Origin of the sequence: Pseudomonas sp. NPDC090208, from assembly GCF_044746785.1 — a bacterium.
Taxonomy (GTDB): domain Bacteria; phylum Pseudomonadota; class Gammaproteobacteria; order Pseudomonadales; family Pseudomonadaceae; genus Aquipseudomonas.
Map to the genome: position 1 here is coordinate 1 of NZ_JBIVCU010000020.1, position 16,106 is coordinate 16,106.

At 61.6% G+C, this 16,106-nt stretch carries 13 protein-coding genes; 10 read left to right on the forward strand and 3 right to left on the reverse strand.

The genetic code is table 11. The features are described from left to right. Window positions 1-166: 166 nt before the first annotated feature. Together ACIPL0_RS26030 and ACIPL0_RS26035 are read right to left on the reverse strand one after the other, a co-directional pair. Window positions 167-1,660: a CoA-acylating methylmalonate-semialdehyde dehydrogenase gene (locus tag ACIPL0_RS26030; protein ID WP_400596047.1), complete on the reverse strand. Its 1,494-nt coding sequence runs from the start codon at window positions 1,658-1,660 to the stop codon at window positions 167-169. A gap of 69 nt (window positions 1,661-1,729) precedes the next feature. Next, window positions 1,730-3,076, reverse strand: a complete 1,347-nt coding sequence (locus tag ACIPL0_RS26035; protein WP_400596049.1) for an aspartate aminotransferase family protein — start codon at window positions 3,074-3,076, stop codon at window positions 1,730-1,732. Window positions 3,077-3,226: 150 nt separating this feature from the next. Here ACIPL0_RS26035 and ACIPL0_RS26040 point away from each other — a divergent pair, with 150 nt between their 5' ends. The 8 genes from ACIPL0_RS26040 (at window position 3,227) to ACIPL0_RS26075 (ending at window position 12,277) form a co-directional block, all read left to right on the forward strand. Next, window positions 3,227-4,147 (forward strand): LysR family transcriptional regulator, encoded by a 921-nt coding sequence (locus ACIPL0_RS26040; RefSeq protein ID WP_400596051.1) that lies wholly within the window; start codon window positions 3,227-3,229, stop codon window positions 4,145-4,147. An 89-nt stretch (window positions 4,148-4,236) separates the two neighbouring features. After that, a complete protein-coding gene (locus ACIPL0_RS26045; RefSeq protein ID WP_400596053.1) occupies window positions 4,237-4,896 on the forward strand; it encodes a TetR/AcrR family transcriptional regulator in 660 nt (219 codons plus the stop codon). Window positions 4,897-4,924: 28 nt separating this feature from the next. Further along, window positions 4,925-5,518 carry an IMPACT family protein gene (locus ACIPL0_RS26050; RefSeq protein ID WP_400596055.1) on the forward strand — a complete coding sequence of 198 codons (594 nt, stop codon included), beginning with the start codon at window positions 4,925-4,927 and terminating at the stop codon, window positions 5,516-5,518. Between the two features lie 633 nt (window positions 5,519-6,151). Continuing rightward, complete coding sequence (locus tag ACIPL0_RS26055; protein ID WP_400731623.1) at window positions 6,152-7,720, forward strand: ABC transporter ATP-binding protein; 1,569 nt, start codon at window positions 6,152-6,154, stop codon at window positions 7,718-7,720. Window positions 7,721-7,731: 11 nt separating this feature from the next. Next, window positions 7,732-8,832 carry an ABC transporter permease gene (locus tag ACIPL0_RS26060; protein ID WP_400596059.1) on the forward strand — a complete coding sequence of 367 codons (1,101 nt, stop codon included), beginning with the start codon at window positions 7,732-7,734 and terminating at the stop codon, window positions 8,830-8,832. Beyond that, entirely contained in the window at window positions 8,832-9,758 is a 927-nt protein-coding gene (locus ACIPL0_RS26065; RefSeq protein WP_400596061.1) for an ABC transporter permease, read from the forward strand. The genes ACIPL0_RS26060 and ACIPL0_RS26065 overlap by 1 nt, the downstream gene beginning before the upstream one ends. 119 nt (window positions 9,759-9,877) lie before the next feature. Beyond that, window positions 9,878-10,564: an SDR family oxidoreductase gene (locus tag ACIPL0_RS26070; RefSeq protein WP_400596063.1), complete on the forward strand. Its 687-nt coding sequence runs from the start codon at window positions 9,878-9,880 to the stop codon at window positions 10,562-10,564. Window positions 10,565-10,921: 357 nt separating this feature from the next. Continuing rightward, a complete protein-coding gene (locus ACIPL0_RS26075; RefSeq protein WP_400596065.1) occupies window positions 10,922-12,277 on the forward strand; it encodes an 8-oxoguanine deaminase in 1,356 nt (451 codons plus the stop codon). 127 nt (window positions 12,278-12,404) lie between these two features. Here the strand turns inward: ACIPL0_RS26075 and ACIPL0_RS26080 are convergent, their stop codons facing one another. Continuing rightward, the gene (locus ACIPL0_RS26080) at window positions 12,405-13,496 is read right to left on the reverse strand and encodes a calcium:proton antiporter (protein ID WP_400596067.1); all 1,092 of its coding nucleotides are present in this window, start codon (window positions 13,494-13,496) and stop codon (window positions 12,405-12,407) included. A 273-nt stretch (window positions 13,497-13,769) separates the two neighbouring features. Here ACIPL0_RS26080 and ACIPL0_RS26085 point away from each other — a divergent pair, with 273 nt between their 5' ends. Beyond that, on the forward strand, window positions 13,770-14,864 hold the full coding sequence (locus ACIPL0_RS26085; protein ID WP_400596069.1) for a BMP family ABC transporter substrate-binding protein: 1,095 nt from the start codon (window positions 13,770-13,772) through the stop codon (window positions 14,862-14,864). A gap of 208 nt (window positions 14,865-15,072) precedes the next feature. Further along, window positions 15,073-16,041: a 2-oxoglutarate and iron-dependent oxygenase domain-containing protein gene (locus tag ACIPL0_RS26090; protein ID WP_400596071.1), complete on the forward strand. Its 969-nt coding sequence runs from the start codon at window positions 15,073-15,075 to the stop codon at window positions 16,039-16,041. Window positions 16,042-16,106 lie beyond the last annotated feature (65 nt).

Here is a 16,106-nt window from a genome sequence, read left to right on the forward strand (position 1 = left end):
TCTAACTCGTTGATACTCAAGGAGTTTTCCGTTCCGTCTGCGCCGGAAGTGGGGCGAATTATAGAGACATCCGCTGGCGCGTCAAGCACTTATTTCATAAATTTGTCATATCGGTCAGAAACAACGAAAAAGGCGCCCCTCATGGGGCGCCCTTCTCTATTACGTCTTACAGGCTAGGGAACGCGAACTGCGACGCCTCATGGCTGGCACGCTGCGGCCAGCGCTGGGTGATGGCCTTGCGGCGGGTGTAGAAACGCACACCGTCCGGGCCATAGGCATGCAGGTCGCCGAACAGCGAACGCTTCCAGCCGCCGAAGCTGTGGTACGCCACTGGCACCGGCAACGGCACGTTGACGCCAACCATACCGACTTCGATCTCGTCGCAGAACAACCGCGCCGCTTCACCATCACGGGTGAAGATGCAGGTGCCGTTGCCGTATTCGTGATCGTTGATCAATTGCATGGCCTGCTCAAGGCTGTTCACGCGGACGATGCACAGCACCGGGCCAAAGATCTCTTCTTTATAGATACGCATCTCCGGGGTCACCTGATCGAACAGGCAGCCACCCAGGAAGAAACCGTCTTCATGGCCTGCCACGGTCAGGCCGCGGCCATCGACCACCAGCTTTGCGCCGGAAGACACACCGTCTTCTATATAGCCACTGACCTTGTCACGATGTTGACCGGTCACCAGCGGCCCCATGTCCAGACCGCACGAGGTGCCTGCACCGATTTTCAGCGCCTTGATCTGTGGTATCAGTTTGGCCACCAGGGCATCCGCAACCTGATCACCGACACACACGGCGACCGAGATTGCCATGCAGCGCTCGCCACAGGAACCATACGCCGCGCCCATCAGTGCGCTGACTGCGTTATCCAGATCGGCATCCGGCATCAACACCGCATGGTTCTTGGCACCGCCCAATGCCTGGACGCGCTTGCCGCGTGCCGTGGCCTCCTTATAGATGTACTCGGCAATCGGCGTGGAGCCGACAAAGCTCAGCGCCTTGACTTCCGGCGCTTCGATCAAGGCATCTACCGCAGCCTTGTCGCCATGCACGACGTTGAGAACGCCTTTCGGCAAACCGGCTTCATGCAGCAGTTGCGCGATGAACAGCGTCGAGCTCGGGTCGCGCTCGGACGGTTTGAGGATGAAGCAGTTGCCGCAAGCGATCGCCAGCGGATACATCCACAGCGGCACCATGGCCGGGAAGTTGAACGGGGTGATACCGGCCACGACACCCAGCGGCTGGAAGTCAGACCATGCATCGATGTTCGGACCGACGTTACGGCTGTATTCGCCCTTGAGGATTTCCGGAGCCGCGCTGGCGTATTCGACGTTCTCGATACCGCGCTTCAGTTCACCGGCCGCATCCTCCAGAGTCTTGCCGTGTTCTTCGCTGATCAGTTGTGCGATACGCGCCTCGTTTTGCTCAAGCAATTGCTTGAAGCGGAACATGACCTGGGCGCGTTTGGCCGGTGGCGTATTGCGCCAGGCCGGGAATGCAGCCTTGGCGGAATCGATGGCCTGTTGCACGGTTTCACGGCTGGCCAGCGCAACCTTGCGGGTGGCCTGACCGGTGGAGGGGTTGAAGACATCGGCAGTGCGGCCGTTGCCGTCGACCAGTTCGCCGTGAATCAGGTGCTGAATGATGCTCATGGGGTAACTCCAAAAAAAGGGTGTCCGCAGGCGCAACCGCAGTTGCGCCTGTTGTCAGGAAAACAGGGATCAGTCGATCTGGTTCAGCGCTTCGCCTACCGCGTCGAACATGCGGTCAAGGTCCTGCGGCTTACTGTTGAAGGTTGGCCCGAACTGCAGGGTGTCGCCGCCGAAGCGCACATAGAAGCCGGCTTGCCACAGCTTCATGGCCGCCTCGAACGGACGCACGATCGCGTCACCATCACGGGCAGCGATCTGGATCGCGCCGGCCAGGCCGTAGTTGCGGATGTCGATGACGTTCTTGCTGCCCTTGAGGCCATGCAGGGAGTTTTCGAAATGCGGCGCGGTTTCCGCCACTTGTTGCACCAGGTTTTCCCGCTTGAGGATATCCAGTGCAGCCAGACCCGCCGCACAAGCAACCGGGTGGGCCGAGTAGGTATAACCGTGGGGGAATTCCACGGCATATTCAGGCGTCGGCTGATTCATGAATGTCTGGTAGATCTCGCTGCTGGCGATCACTGCGCCCATCGGAATCGCGCCGTTGGTGACCTGCTTGGCGATGCACATCAGGTCCGGGGTGACACCGAAGCTGTCAGCGCCGAACATCGAGCCGGTACGACCGAAACCGGTGATCACTTCGTCGAAGATCAGCAGAATGTTGTGCTGATCGCAGATCTCGCGCAGACGTTTCAGGTATCCCTGCGGTGGCACGATCACGCCGGCGGAACCGGCCATGGGTTCAACGATGACGGCAGCGATGTTCGAGGCATCGTGCAACTCGATCAGCTTGAGCATTTCATCGGCCAGGGCGATGCCGCCCTGCTCCGGCATGCCACGGGAGTAGGCGTTGCTGGCCAGCAGGGTGTGTGGCAGATGGTCGACATCCATCAGTTGACCGAACATTTTGCGGTTGCCGTTGACGCCACCCAGGCTGGTGCCGGCGATGTTCACGCCGTGGTAGCCACGGGCACGGCCAATCAGTTTGGTCTTGGTGGCCTGGCCTTTCAGGCGCCAGTAGGCACGGACCATCTTCACGGCGGTGTCGGCGCACTCGGAGCCGGAGTCGGTATAGAAGACGTGATTCAGATTGCCCGGCGTCAGCTCGGTGATTTTTTCCGCCAGTTGGAACGACAGCGGATGACCAAACTGGAAAGCCGGCGAGTAGTCGAGGGTGCCCAGCTGTTTAGCCACCGCTTCCTGAATTTCCTTGCGGGTATGACCGGCGCCGCAGGTCCACAGACCCGACAGGCCGTCATAGATCTTGCGCCCCTTGTCGTCGGTCAGATAGCTCCCCTCCGCGGCAACGATCAACCGTGGATCGCGCTGAAAGTTGCGGTTGGCGGTGTACGGCATCCAGTGCGCGTCCAGCTTGAGCTGGCTGGCCAGGGACATATCGGACGACTCGGGCATATTCATTGGAATTAACCTCACAAGGGTGTGGGTGGCCTGTCTTCACTCGCCCGCAATGAGGGTCACGAAGCAGGACCGGGTTGCAGCTAAATTGCCACGGGCATAAAGTCGGGAAAATCCTGCTTTTATGATCTTCAGTTAGGCCAGCACTAAACTATGAGCACTCGCCGTTCCGATCCGTTGGCGCAAGTCAGCGACTTTGATATCCGTCTGCTGCGAATCTTCCGAAGCGTAGTCGAGTCGGGCGGCTTTTCGGCCGCCGAAAGCGCGCTGGGCATTGGCCGTTCGGCCATCAGCCAGCAGATGAGTGATCTGGAGCAACGCTTGGGTTTGCGGCTGTGCCAACGGGGCCGCGCCGGTTTTTCTCTGACGGAGGAAGGCCGCGAGGTCTATCAGTCGTCGCTGCAGCTTTTAAGTGCGCTGGAGAGTTTTCGTACGGAAGTGAACGGGTTGCACCGCCATCTGCGTGGCGAGCTGAATATCGGTCTGACCGACAACCTGGTCACGCTGCCGCACATGCGGATTACTCACGCGCTTTCGCAATTGAAGGAGCGCGGCCCGGACGTGCATATCAATATCCGCATGATCGCCCCCACCGAAGTCGAACAGGGCGTGCTCGACGGCAGCCTGCATGTGGGTGTGGTGCCGCAGGCCAGCGCCTTGTCAGGGCTGGAATACCAGCCGCTCTACGATGAGCGTTCACTGCTGTACTGCGCGGTCGGGCATCCGCTGTTTTACGTTGACGACCTGCAACTGGACGACAGACGCCTGGCCGATCAGGAAGCCATCGCTCCGACCTTCCGCCTGCCCGCAGAGATTCAGGCGCACTATCAATCCCTGCGTTGCACCGCCAGCGCATCGGACCGCGAAGGCATGGCGTTTCTGATTCTGACCGGGCGCTACATCGGCTATCTGCCCGATCACTACGCCACGTTCTGGGTCCAGCAGGGTCGGCTGCGTGCACTGAAGCCGCAGACCCGCTTCTACGATCTGAGCCTGGTGACCGTGACCCGCAAAGGCCGACGCCCGCATCTGGTGCTGGAGAGCTTTCTGGAGAGTCTGGCGGCGACACGATGAACCCATTTGCGCAGCCAATGCTTGTCGGATCGTCACGGGTGCGTTATCTGTTCACCCCGTCGCACCCAATGATCCGTCTGGAACCGCACATGACCCTTGAAGTCCCTGCTCACAGCGCCAGCGCCACCAAACCGGCGAGCCGTATTCGCCAGAAGAACGAAGAAGCGATCATGAAAGCAGCCGAGGACGAGTTCGCCCGTCACGGCTTCAAAGGCACCAGCATGAACACCATCGCGCAGAATGCCGGGCTGCCGAAAGCCAACCTGCATTACTACTTCACCAACAAGCTGGGTCTGTACGTCGCGGTGTTGAGCAACATCATCGAGCTGTGGGACAGCACCTTCAACAACCTAAAGGTCGAGGACGATCCGGCCGAAGCACTGACTCGTTACATCCGCGCCAAGATGGAGTTCTCCCGGCGCCAACCGCAGGCTTCGCGGATCTTTGCCATGGAGATCATCAGCGGCGGCGAATGCCTGAACGAATATTTCAGCCAGGACTACCGCCTGTGGTTCCAGGGTCGTGCCTCGGTGTTTCAGGCCTGGATCGATGCCGGCAAGATGGACCCCGTCGACCCGGTGCATCTGATTTTCCTGCTGTGGGGCAGCACGCAGCATTACGCCGACTTCGCCACACAGATCTGCCAGGTCACCGGGCGCACACGCCTGACCAAACAGGATATGGAAGCGGCCGGCGACAATTTGATCCGAATCATCCTCAAGGGCTGCGGGCTGACGCCAGCGCTCTGAACCTGTCAGCGCTGCACCGGAATTCACCATGCCTTCTACCCTCACCGGCTTCTGCGAGTTTCGCGAAGAAATTCGCAAGAGCCGCTTCATCACCTTCGCCGCGCCCATCCACAGCCCGGCCGATGCCCAGGCGTTCATCGAGCAGTACAGCGATCTGGATGCTACCCACAATTGCTGGGCGTGGAAACTGGGCGCGCAGTACCGCAGCAACGACGATGGCGAACCGGGAGGCACGGCGGGCCGGCCGATTCTGGCGGCCATCGAGGCGCAGGATTTCGACCAGGTCGTGGTGCTCGTCATCCGCTGGTACGGCGGCATTCAGTTGGGCACTGGCGGCCTGGCCCGCGCCTACGGGGGTGGCGCCAACAAATGCCTGCAACAGGCCGAACGTTTGCCGCTGATCAAACGGGTGCCTCTGCACTTCGATTGCACCTTCAGCGAACTGGCCCTGGTGAAACTGCGCGTGGCCGAGCTGAACGGTTTGATCGAGCAGGAAAACTTCACCGCCAATGGCGTCGAACTCGGCATCGCGCTGGGCCCCGAGCAGATCGAAACACTGCAACGCCAACTCTCCGATATCAGTCGCGGACGCATCGTCCTGCAACGCCCCGACCACGACTGAACCGCCCTGTTTTGGGCAACTCGCCAAAGCTGCGTTTTGCCCACATCTACTGTGCATCTGCCTGTGGACAAGCTGAGCACATACCGCCGCAGGCCTTGATTCTCATGGCATCCAGACCGATGAGCATTTTTTGATCAATCCGTTTGCACAGGGTAGAAAACTACCGAAAATCAGCAAGTTAGCAGGCCTTATCGCGAGTCGCTTTTACCCCGTCAACGCTTATTCCGGTGATTTTCGCTTGCGCACATTAACTGTGGAACAACCTGTGGATAACACGTGCAAGCCTGCCCGCAGCGCCGGGGATAACTGGCCTGCGTCGATTTGGTTATTTTTTGTACAGGTTTATTGACCCAGATTGACGCGGTGCATGAATGAGTCGCCCTGATGTGGTGCCCAGAACACACCTTGTAGGAGCGCGGCTTGTCCCGCGACCTGCCGGAAGCCGGCAGCAAACGCCGACGACTATGCATTCCTGACACACCGCATTCACAGGTTTTACGACGACTTCGTCGCCGGTCGCGGGACAAGCCGCGCTCCTACAGATCATCACTTCGACTTGTTCATGACAAAACCTGACCACATGGCCAAGAAATTGCTAATGGCTGTAGCGATCACTTTGCCACCGAGCCTGTCATGTCCAATCCGACCACTCATGCGCGCCTGCAATTGCGCCATATCAGCAAACGATACCCGGGGTGTCTGGCCAACGATGCCATCGACCTGAGCATCCAGCCGGGGGAAATTCATGCGTTGCTCGGCGAGAACGGCGCGGGCAAAAGTACCCTGATGAAGATCATCTACGGCGTGGTGCAACCCGACGCCGGGCAGATCGTCTGGCAGGGGCAACCGCTGACCATGCGCAACCCGGCCCAGGCCCGCGAGTTGGGGATCGGCATGGTGTTCCAGCACTTTTCGCTGTTCGAGACCCTGACCGTGGCGCAAAACATTGCCCTGGCCATGGGCGCCAGCGCCGGTACCCCAAAGCAACTGGAGCCGAAGATCCGCGAAGTGTCGCAGCGTTACGGCATGGCGGTGGAACCGCAGCGACTGGTCCATAGCCTGTCGATTGGCGAGCGGCAGAAAGTCGAGATCATTCGCTGTCTGATGCAGGACATTCGCTTGCTGATCCTCGATGAGCCGACCTCGGTGCTGACGCCGCAGGAAGCCGATGACCTGTTCGTCACCCTGCGCCGCCTGGCTGCCGAGGGTTGCAGCATTCTGTTCATCAGCCACAAGCTCGGCGAAGTACGCGCGCTCTGCCACAGCGCCACGGTGTTGCGCGGTGGCCGGGTCTCCGGCCATTGCGTGCCAGCCCGGTGCAGCGACCTGGAACTGGCGCGGCTGATGGTCGGCGACGCCGAAGGCCTGGTCGCGCACTACCCGAAGGCCGCAGGCAGCACGCCGTTTCTGCAAATCGACTCCCTCAGTTGGCACAACCCCGACCCGTTTGGCTGTTCGCTGGCCGATGTCGCGTTGCAGGTGCGCAGCGGTGAAATCTTCGGCATCGCCGGCGTGGCCGGCAACGGTCAGGACGAATTGCTGGCCCTGCTCAGCGGCGAACAAATCCTGAGCAAAGCGGACGCCGAACGCATCCGTTTCTCCGGTGAATCTGTCGCCCACCTGCGCCCGGATGCACGGCGCCAGCGCGGTCTGGCCTTCGTCCCTGCCGAACGCCTGGGTCATGGCGCCGTGCCGGACATGAGCCTGGCCGACAACGCCCTGCTCACCGCCTTCCAGCACGGGCTTGTGGATAAAGGGTTGATTCGCCGCAGCAAGGTTCAGGCTCTGGCACAGCGCATCATCGAGCGCTTTGCGGTGAAGACGCCTGACGCGCAGACCGCTGCCCGTAGCCTGTCGGGCGGCAACCTGCAGAAATTCATTCTGGGCCGGGAAATTCTGCAAAACCCGAAGCTGTTGATTGCCGCGCACCCGACCTGGGGTGTCGATGTCGGTGCGGCGGCGGCCATTCACCGCGCCCTGATTGCCTTGCGCGATGCTGGCGCGGCGATTCTGGTGATCTCCGAAGACCTCGACGAGCTGTTCCAGATCAGTGACCGACTGGCCGCGCTGTGTGCCGGTCGCCTGTCGACACCAGTGGCGACCGCGCAAACCAGCCAGGTCGAGATCGGCGGCTGGATGGCCGGGCAATTTCCGCCAGTCCCCGCCTCCTCCTTTCAACCCGACACCGCGCCGCGCGCCTGACGGAGATTCCGATGTTGCTTTCCCTCGAACCGCGCGGCCAACAGTCGCGCACCATGTTGTGGTGTTCTCCGTTGCTGGCGGCGGTACTGACGCTGCTGGCGGGCTCGTTGCTCTTTATTGCGCTGGGCCTTGACCCGCTGCTGACCTTGCACACCCTGCTGATCGCCCCGGTCAGCGATCTGTACGGGGTTTCGGAATTGCTGGTGAAAACCCTGCCGATCCTGCTCTGTGCGCTGGGTCTGGCGGTGGTCTATCAGGCACGCATCTGGAATATCGGCGCCGAAGGCCAGTTGCTGATCGGCGCGCTGGCCGGCAGTGCCGTGGCGGTGAATGTCATCGACGTGGAAAGCCGCTGGGCGCTGGCGCTGATTCTGCTGGTCGGCGTAATGGCCGGCGCAGCCTGGGCCGGACTGACCGCCTGGCTGCGCACGCATTTCAACGCCAACGAAATCCTCACCAGCATCATGCTCAATTACATTGCGCTGAACCTGCTGCTGTATTTCGTGCACGGCCCGCTGAAGGATCCGGCCGGGATGAATTTCCCCGAGTCGGCGATGTTCGGCGATGCCAGTCGCCTGCCGCTGCTGATGGAGGATGGCCGCGTGCATGCCGGGGTGTATTTCGCCCTGCTGGCACTGGCCGCGGTGTGGGTGCTGTTGCAGCGAAGCTTTGTCGGCTTTCAGATCAAGGTGCTGGGCCTGGACAAGCGCGCCGCCGGTTTTGTCGGCTTTCGTGAAAAGCGTCTGGTCTGGCTGGCATTGCTGATCAGCGGCGGACTGGCCGGGCTGGCCGGGGTCTGTGAGGTGACCGGCCCGATCGGCCAGTTGGTGCCGCAGGTGTCGCCCGGTTACGGCTATGCAGCCATCACTGTGGCGTTTCTCGGTCGTCTGAATCCCCTCGGCATTCTGTTTTCCAGCCTGTTGATGGCGCTGCTGTATCTGGGCGGCGAAAGCGCGCAGATGACCCTCAACCTGCCGCAAGCCATCACGCAATTGTTTCAAGGCATGATGCTGTTCTTCCTGCTCGCCTGCGATGTGCTGATTCTCTACCGCCCGCGCCTGTCGGTGCGCTGGGCCCGCCGCCAGATGGCCGCTGTGCCGGGAGCCGTGTGATGGATATCGATCTGTTGAGTAACATTTTTTTTGCCACGGTGCGCTGCGGCACGCCTTTGTTGCTGGTGGCACTGGGTGAGCTGGTCTGCGAGAAGAGCGGCGTGCTCAATCTGGGTCAGGAAGGGATGATGCTGTTCGGCGCGGTGATCGGTTTCATCGTCGCCTTCAGCACCGGCAATCTGTGGCTCGGCGTACTGCTGGCGATGCTCGCCGGAATGCTGCTGTCGGCGCTGTTCGCGTTGGTGGCGCTGGTGTTCAACGCCAACCAGGTGGCGACCGGGCTGGCTTTGACGATTTTCGGTGTCGGCCTGTCGACCTTCGTCGGTGCCGCCTGGGTCGGCAAGCCGCTGTCGGGTTTCGAGCCACTGGTGATTCCGTATCTGAGCGAGATCCCGCTGATCGGCCGCATGCTCTTCGCCCAGGACATTCTGGTTTACCTGTCCTTCGTGCTGTTCGCGGTGGTGGCCTGGGCACTGTTAAAAAGCCGTGTCGGTTTGATCATCCAGGCCGTGGGCGAAAACCCCAACGCGGCCAGCGCCATGGGCTTGCCGGTGCTGCGGGTGCGTACCCTGGCGGTGTTGTTCGGTGGCGCCATGGCCGGGTTGGCTGGCGCCTATCTGTCGCTGGCCTATACGCCGATGTGGGCGGAAAACATGAGCGCCGGTCGCGGCTGGATCGCCCTCGCGCTGGTGGTGTTCGCCAGTTGGCGGGTGTGGCGACTGCTGCTGGGGGCGTATCTGTTCGGCTTCGCCAGCATTCTGTATCTGGTAGCCCAAGGCGTGGGGCTGGCGATTCCGTCGAACCTGCTGGCAATGTTGCCCTACGTTGCCACCATCGTGGTGCTGGTGCTGTTGTCCCGCGATGCGCTGCGCACACGCCTGTACGCGCCGGTGTCGCTGGGGCAACCGTGGCAATCCGGGCATTGAAACGCTTTAGGGTTTAACCTTGGCAGTCTGTCCGGCTGGCGGAAAAAAGCAAATGATTGCCGCCCGCCGGGGTCCATCTTGCAGAGGCTGCACCCGTTCAGTTTTCAGGAGCCATTTCTATGCCTACTCAAAAAACCGCGCTGATCATCGGCGCCTCCCGGGGTCTGGGCCTCGGGCTGGTCAAACAGCTGACTGCAAAAGGCTGGGAGGTCACGGCCACGGTGCGCGACCCGTTGCATGCCGACGATCTGAAGGCAGTACCCGGCGTGCATCTCCAGACGCTGGAGATGGACGATCAATCGTCGCTCGAAGTGCTGACCCACAACCTCAAGGGGCAGATTTTCGACCTGTTGTTCGTCAACGCCGGGGTCATGGGCCCGCTGCATCCGAACCCGACCGACGCCACTGCTGGTGAGTTGGGCCAGTTGTTCCTGACCAACGCGGTGGCGCCGATCCGTCTGGCCAAACGCTTCGTGCAACAGATCCGTCCGGAGACCGGCGTCATCGCCTTCATGAGCTCGGTGCTGGGCAGCGTGACCATGCCCGACGCGCCGGAGATGGCGCTGTACAAGGCCAGCAAGGCAGCGCTGAACTCGATGACCAACACCTTCGTCACTCAGTTGGGCGACAACAAACCCACGGTGCTGTCGATGCACCCAGGCTGGGTGCGCACGGCCATGGGCGGCGAAGGCGCCGACATCGACGTGGACACCAGCGTGCGCGGCATGGTCGAGCAGCTGGAGCGTTTTGCCGGTCAGGGCGGGCATCACTTCGTCAACTACAAGGGTGAGACGATTCCGTGGTGAACCACTACCTGTAATAGATGAAACATCTGTGGGAGGGAGCCCTGCTCGCGAAGGCGTCGTGTCAGTCAGCGCTATGTTGTCTGACTTGACGCCTTCGCGAGCAGGGCTCCCTCCCACGGCCTTCGGCCAGAAGCAAGCAAGAGCCAAAGCCAGAAGGCCACAGCCAGCGCAACACTGCACACTCACTTACAGGTGAGGCGCCCCCTGAAGCATCGCGAAACTTGATCAACCCGGCGACATCCTTCTAAACTCGCCCCCCTCGCTTCGCGGCACACTCACTGCCGCAGCGACCCTGGATCAGCAGACAGGGCAACACTGAGCTGGCGACCTGAACCCATTTTTCAGAGGAGCCGGCACATGCCCGCGATCCGTATCTGGTTGAAAAATCCCCTTGCCGTGTTTACCGCCAACGACCTCGATGCCCGGGGTGGTCTGGTGATCGAGAACGGCGTGATCGTCGAACTGCTCGCCGCCGGGCAGTCGCCTGCGCAACCCTGCGATCAAGTGTTCGATGCCCGCGAGCATGTGCTGTTGCCGGGGCTGATCAACACTCACCATCACTTCTATCAGACCCTCACTCGCGCCTGGGCGCCGGTGGTCAACCAGCCGCTGTTTCCCTGGCTGAAAACCCTGTACCCGGTCTGGGCCAGGCTGACCCCGGAAAAACTGGCGCTGGCCAGCAAGGTCGCGCTGGCCGAACTGCTGCTGTCCGGTTGCACCACGGCGGCGGACCATCACTACCTGTTCCCGGACGGTCTGGAACAGGCCATCGACGTGCAGGTCGAAAGCGTTCGCGAACTGGGCATGCGCGCCATGCTCACCCGAGGCTCGATGAGCCTCGGCGAGGCCGACGGTGGCCTGCCGCCGCAACAGACCGTGCAGCAGGGCCAAGTGATTCTGGAAGACAGCCAGCGCCTGATCGATAGCTATCACCAGCGCGGCGACGGCGCGCAGATCCAGATCGCCCTGGCGCCCTGCTCGCCATTCTCGGTGACCACGGAAATCATGGCTGAGAGCGCGGCGCTGGCGGAAAAACTCGACGTACGCCTGCACACGCATCTGGCCGAGACCCTCGATGAAGAGGATTTCTGCCTGCAACGTTTCGGCCTGCGCACCGTGGATTATCTGGACAGCGTCGGCTGGCTCGGCCCGCGTACCTGGCTGGCCCACGGCATTCATTTCAACGAAGAGGAAATCGCCCGCCTCGGCCAGGCCGGCACCGGCGTTTGTCACTGCCCGAGTTCAAACATGCGCCTGGCCTCCGGCATCTGTCCGACCCTGGAGCTGACCGCCGCCGGCGCGCCGGTCGGGCTGGGCGTCGATGGTTCGGCGTCCAACGATGCCTCGAACATGATTCTGGAAGCGAAGCAGGCGCTGTATCTGCAGCGGCTGCGCTATGGCGCCGAGAAGATCACCCCGGAACTGGCACTGGGTTGGGCGACGCAGGGCTCGGCGAAACTGTTGGGGCGCAACGATATCGGTGAGCTGGCCGTGGGCAAGCAGGCCGACCTGGCGTTGTTCAAGCTGGACGAGCTGCGCTTCTCCGGTAGCCATGATCCGTTGTCGGCATTGTTGCTGTGCGGTGCCGACCGCGCTGACCGGGTGATGATCGGCGGTCATTGGCGGGTGATCGACGGGCAGGTGGAAGGGCTGGATGTGCGCGGGTTGATTGCCGATCACCGGCAGGCGGCTGCGGCGTTGATTCGCGGATAAGGCCCCTGTAGGAGCGCGCTTGCACGCGATGGCAATCGGTCAGACACCATTTTTGGTAACCGGACGAACGCAATCGCGGGCAAGCGCGCTCCTACAAGGGTCCGGACCAATCAATCATGGCGTGTCGCTACAACCCCAGTAGGGACAACATCACAAAGGTCGCGAACAGCACGAAGTGGGTCATGCCTTCGATGGCGTTGGTTTCGCCGTCGTTGAGATTGATCGCGCTCACCAGCAAAGTGACGAAGATCATCACCGTCTGCACCGGGGTCATCGCCATCTGGAATGGCTGGCCTGTGTAGAGCGCCATGGCTTCCATCACCGGCACGGTCAGGATCACCGTCGACAGCGAGGCGCCCAAGGCCACGTTGACCACCGACTGCATGCGATTGGCCAACGCCGCACGCAAGGCGGTGAGAATTTCCGGTGCAGCGGAAATGGCCGCCACCAGAATCGCCGTCATCACCGGCGGCGCGCCGCTGCCTTCCAGCCCCAGATCCACGGCCTTGGACATCACCTCGGCCAGCGCACCGATCACGATCACGCCAAAAATCAGCGTGCCGATGGACAGCGGCAGGTTGACCGGTTCGCTGGTTTCTTCCGGCTGTTCCTTGCGGCGCTTCTTGTCCGGGTAGCTGTAACTGAAGAAGTAGCTGTGCGGCCCGACCTGCATGCGCAGGAACAGCCCGTACAACAGAATCATCGCGCCGATGGTGAACGCCGAATACACCTTCCATTTCGATTCGGGGATGAACTCGGGCACCACCATCGACACCGCCATGGCCGTGAGGATCATCACGCTGTAGGAGCGCGCCGAATCATCGTTGTAGGACTGCTCGCCATGTTTGAGCCCGCCCATCAGCGCCGCCAGGCCGAGGATGCCGTTGATGTCGAGCATCACTGCGGAATAGATGGTGTCGCGCACCAGCGTCGGCGAGGGTTCGTTGCTCATCATGATGGCGAGGATGACCACTTCCACCAGCACCGCCGACAGGGTCAGGATCATGGTGCCGTAGGGGTCGCCGACCTTTTCCGCAAGCAATTCGGCATGGTGGGCCACGCGCATCGAGGCGCAGATGATGAACACCACCAGGGCAATCCCGGCCAGCAGCGCGACGCTGTGGCCGTGGCCCAGCAGCACGTGCTCCAGCGGATAGGCGACGCAGGCCGCGATCACCGCCAGCAACAGAAACTTTTCTTGCCCGAGAATCCTGCCCATGGCGGCTGTTCCGTCAACGTCCGAGTGCTTGAGAGTGCGGGTTGTAAATAAAGGTTTCAAGACAGACCCCCACACACCTCCAGTGGGAGCCACGCATGCACCGCTTCACTGCGTTTTGGCGCCATCACGCACCGTGGGAGAACACGGCCAATCACGATCGGTCTTCGCCGCTGTGGAAAAACCGCTTACCTGTCCAGTTGGTCAATTTTTTGCATCGAGCCCGACGCCCCGCCCCGATGGCCCGGCCCATAACACCAAAGGAGCTCGACCTGCATGCTTTCCCCTCTTCATTCGCGTCGCCCGTTGAAAAAACTGCTGTGCGCCATGGCCGCCGTTGTCGGTCTGGGTTCGAGTCTGATCGCGGCGGCGGATCCGCTGAAAGTCGGCTTCGTCTACATCGGCCCGATCGGCGACCACGGCTGGACCTACCAGCATGAGCAAGGGCGTCAGGCCATGGAAAAGGCGCTGGGCGACAAGGTCACCACCAGCTTCGTCGAGAACGTGCCCGAAGGCGCGGATGCCGAGCGGGTGATCCGCAACATGGCCAAGGGCGGCTACGATCTGGTGTTCAGCACCTCGTTCGGCTACATGAACCCGACGCTGAAAGTCGCCAAGCAATTCCCCAAGGTGACCTTCGAGCACGCGACCGGCTACAAGCAGGACAAGAACATGGGCACCTATCTGGCCCGCACTTATGAAGGCCGCTATGTCGGTGGTTTCCTCGCGGCGAAGATGACCAAGACGAAAAAAGTCGGGTATGTCGCCTCGTTCCCGATTCCGGAAGTGCTGCGCGACATCAACGCGATCCAGTTGGCCCTGAACAAATACAACCCCGGCACCGAAATCAAGGTGGTGTGGGTCAACTCCTGGTTCGATCCAGGCAAGGAAGCTGATGCCGCCAACGCGCTGATCGATCAGGGCGCCGACGTGATCTTCCAGCACACCGACAGCCCGGCGCCGATCCAGGCCGCCGAGCGGCGCGGTGTGTATGCCGTCGGCTACGCCTCGGACATGGCGCATTTTGGTCCCAAGGCGGTGCTGACCTCCATCGTCAACAACTGGGGCCCGCATTACATCCAGACCACCCAGGCGGTCATCGACGGCACCTGGAAATCGCAGGATTACTGGGGCGGCCTGAAAGAAGGCACAGTCGAGCTGCCGATCAGCGATCTGGTGCCGGCAGATGTGAAGGGAGAAGCGCAGACGATCATCGCCGACATCGAAAGCGGCGCCTTCCACCCGTTCACCGGCCCGATCAAGGACCAGACCGGCGCGGTGAAAATCCCGGCTGGCAGCATTGCCAGCAATGCCGAACTGGCGTCGATGAACTATTACGTTGAAGGCGTGAAGGCGGAATTGCCGAAGTAAACGCCTCGGGCCCGGCTCACCCCGGACCCCTCGAACAACACAATCCCCGTGGGAGGGAGCTCTGCTCGCGATGGTGTCAGACCGGTCAATACGTTGTGGACTGCACGACCGCCATCGCGAGCAGAGCTCCCTCCCACAGGTCATCTGCCCGGTTCACCAACGAGGTGTCCGGAAGATGTCTGTAGACGTTTAATCACATGGAGTCTTCATGAACCCGCTTCCCGTCATCGACATCTCCCCGCTCTACGCCGACGACACTCAGGCCTGGCACGACGTCGCCCGGCAGATCGACAGTGCATGCCGCGAGTGGGGTTTCTTCTATATCAAGGGCCACCCGATCAGCGCCGAACGCATCGAGCAGGTGATCGGCCAGGCCCGGGAGTTTTTCGCCCGGCCTCTGGCGGAAAAACTCAAGATCGACATCACCCAAAGCCAGCATCACCGCGGCTATGGCGCCATTGCCACCGAACAGCTCGACCCGGCCCTGCCCAGCGACCTCAAGGAAACCTTCGACATGGGCCTGCATTTACCGGCGGACCATCCTGAGGTGCTGGCCGGCAAGCCTCTGCGCGGGCCCAATCGCCATCCCGATCAGCCCGGCTGGGAAAGCCTGATGGAGCAGCACTACCGCGACATGCAGAAACTGGCGTTGACGCTGTTGCGGGCGATGACCCCGGCGCTGGGCGTGGCGCTGGACTTTTTCGACCGGCGCTTCGAGCAGCCGGTCAGCGTGCTGCGGGTGATCCACTATCCGCCGCGCCACACCGCCACCAGTGAACAGCAGCAAGGCGCTGGCGCCCACACCGACTACGGCTGCGTGACGCTGCTGTATCAGGATGCGGCGGGTGGTCTGCAAGTCCGTGACGTGCGTGGACAATGGGTCGATGCACCGCCGATTGCCGACACCTTCGTGGTCAACCTTGGCGACATGATGGCGCGCTGGAGCAACGACCGTTACGTCTCGACGCCGCACCGGGTGATCAGCCCGCTGGGCGTGGATCGCTACTCGATGCCATTCTTTGCCGAGCCGCATCCGGACACACCGGTCGAATGCTTGCCCGGCTGCCAGGATGAAACCCATCCACCGCTGTATCCACCGACCACCTGCGCCGAGTTTCTGCTGTCGCGTTTTGCCGATACTTACGCCTACAGAAGGGAACTGGAAGGCAGTGTCTGAACCGTCCGGTCAGGTTTTTACCCAGTTCGCCATCATGACTCTGTAGAATGCCGCCCATTGCACCT

Bases quoted from the DNA above. Each gene is read 5' to 3' on its own strand.
- ACIPL0_RS26075 (WP_400596065.1), top strand. From the start codon at position 10,922: ATGCCCGCGATCCGTATCTGGTTGAAAAATCCCCTTGCCGTGTTTACC.
- ACIPL0_RS26070 (WP_400596063.1), top strand. From the start codon at position 9,878: ATGCCTACTCAAAAAACCGCGCTGATCATCGGCGCCTCCCGGGGTCTG.
- ACIPL0_RS26045 (WP_400596053.1), top strand. From the start codon at position 4,237: ATGACCCTTGAAGTCCCTGCTCACAGCGCCAGCGCCACCAAACCGGCG.
- ACIPL0_RS26050 (WP_400596055.1), top strand. From the start codon at position 4,925: ATGCCTTCTACCCTCACCGGCTTCTGCGAGTTTCGCGAAGAAATTCGC.
- ACIPL0_RS26055 (WP_400731623.1), top strand. From the start codon at position 6,152: ATGTCCAATCCGACCACTCATGCGCGCCTGCAATTGCGCCATATCAGC.
- ACIPL0_RS26035 (WP_400596049.1), bottom strand. From the start codon at position 3,076: ATGAATATGCCCGAGTCGTCCGATATGTCCCTGGCCAGCCAGCTCAAG.
- ACIPL0_RS26040 (WP_400596051.1), top strand. From the start codon at position 3,227: ATGAGCACTCGCCGTTCCGATCCGTTGGCGCAAGTCAGCGACTTTGAT.
- ACIPL0_RS26085 (WP_400596069.1), top strand. From the start codon at position 13,770: ATGCTTTCCCCTCTTCATTCGCGTCGCCCGTTGAAAAAACTGCTGTGC.
- ACIPL0_RS26080 (WP_400596067.1), bottom strand. From the start codon at position 13,496: ATGGGCAGGATTCTCGGGCAAGAAAAGTTTCTGTTGCTGGCGGTGATC.
- ACIPL0_RS26065 (WP_400596061.1), top strand. From the start codon at position 8,832: ATGGATATCGATCTGTTGAGTAACATTTTTTTTGCCACGGTGCGCTGC.
- ACIPL0_RS26090 (WP_400596071.1), top strand. From the start codon at position 15,073: ATGAACCCGCTTCCCGTCATCGACATCTCCCCGCTCTACGCCGACGAC.
- ACIPL0_RS26060 (WP_400596059.1), top strand. From the start codon at position 7,732: ATGTTGCTTTCCCTCGAACCGCGCGGCCAACAGTCGCGCACCATGTTG.
- ACIPL0_RS26030 (WP_400596047.1), bottom strand. From the start codon at position 1,660: ATGAGCATCATTCAGCACCTGATTCACGGCGAACTGGTCGACGGCAAC.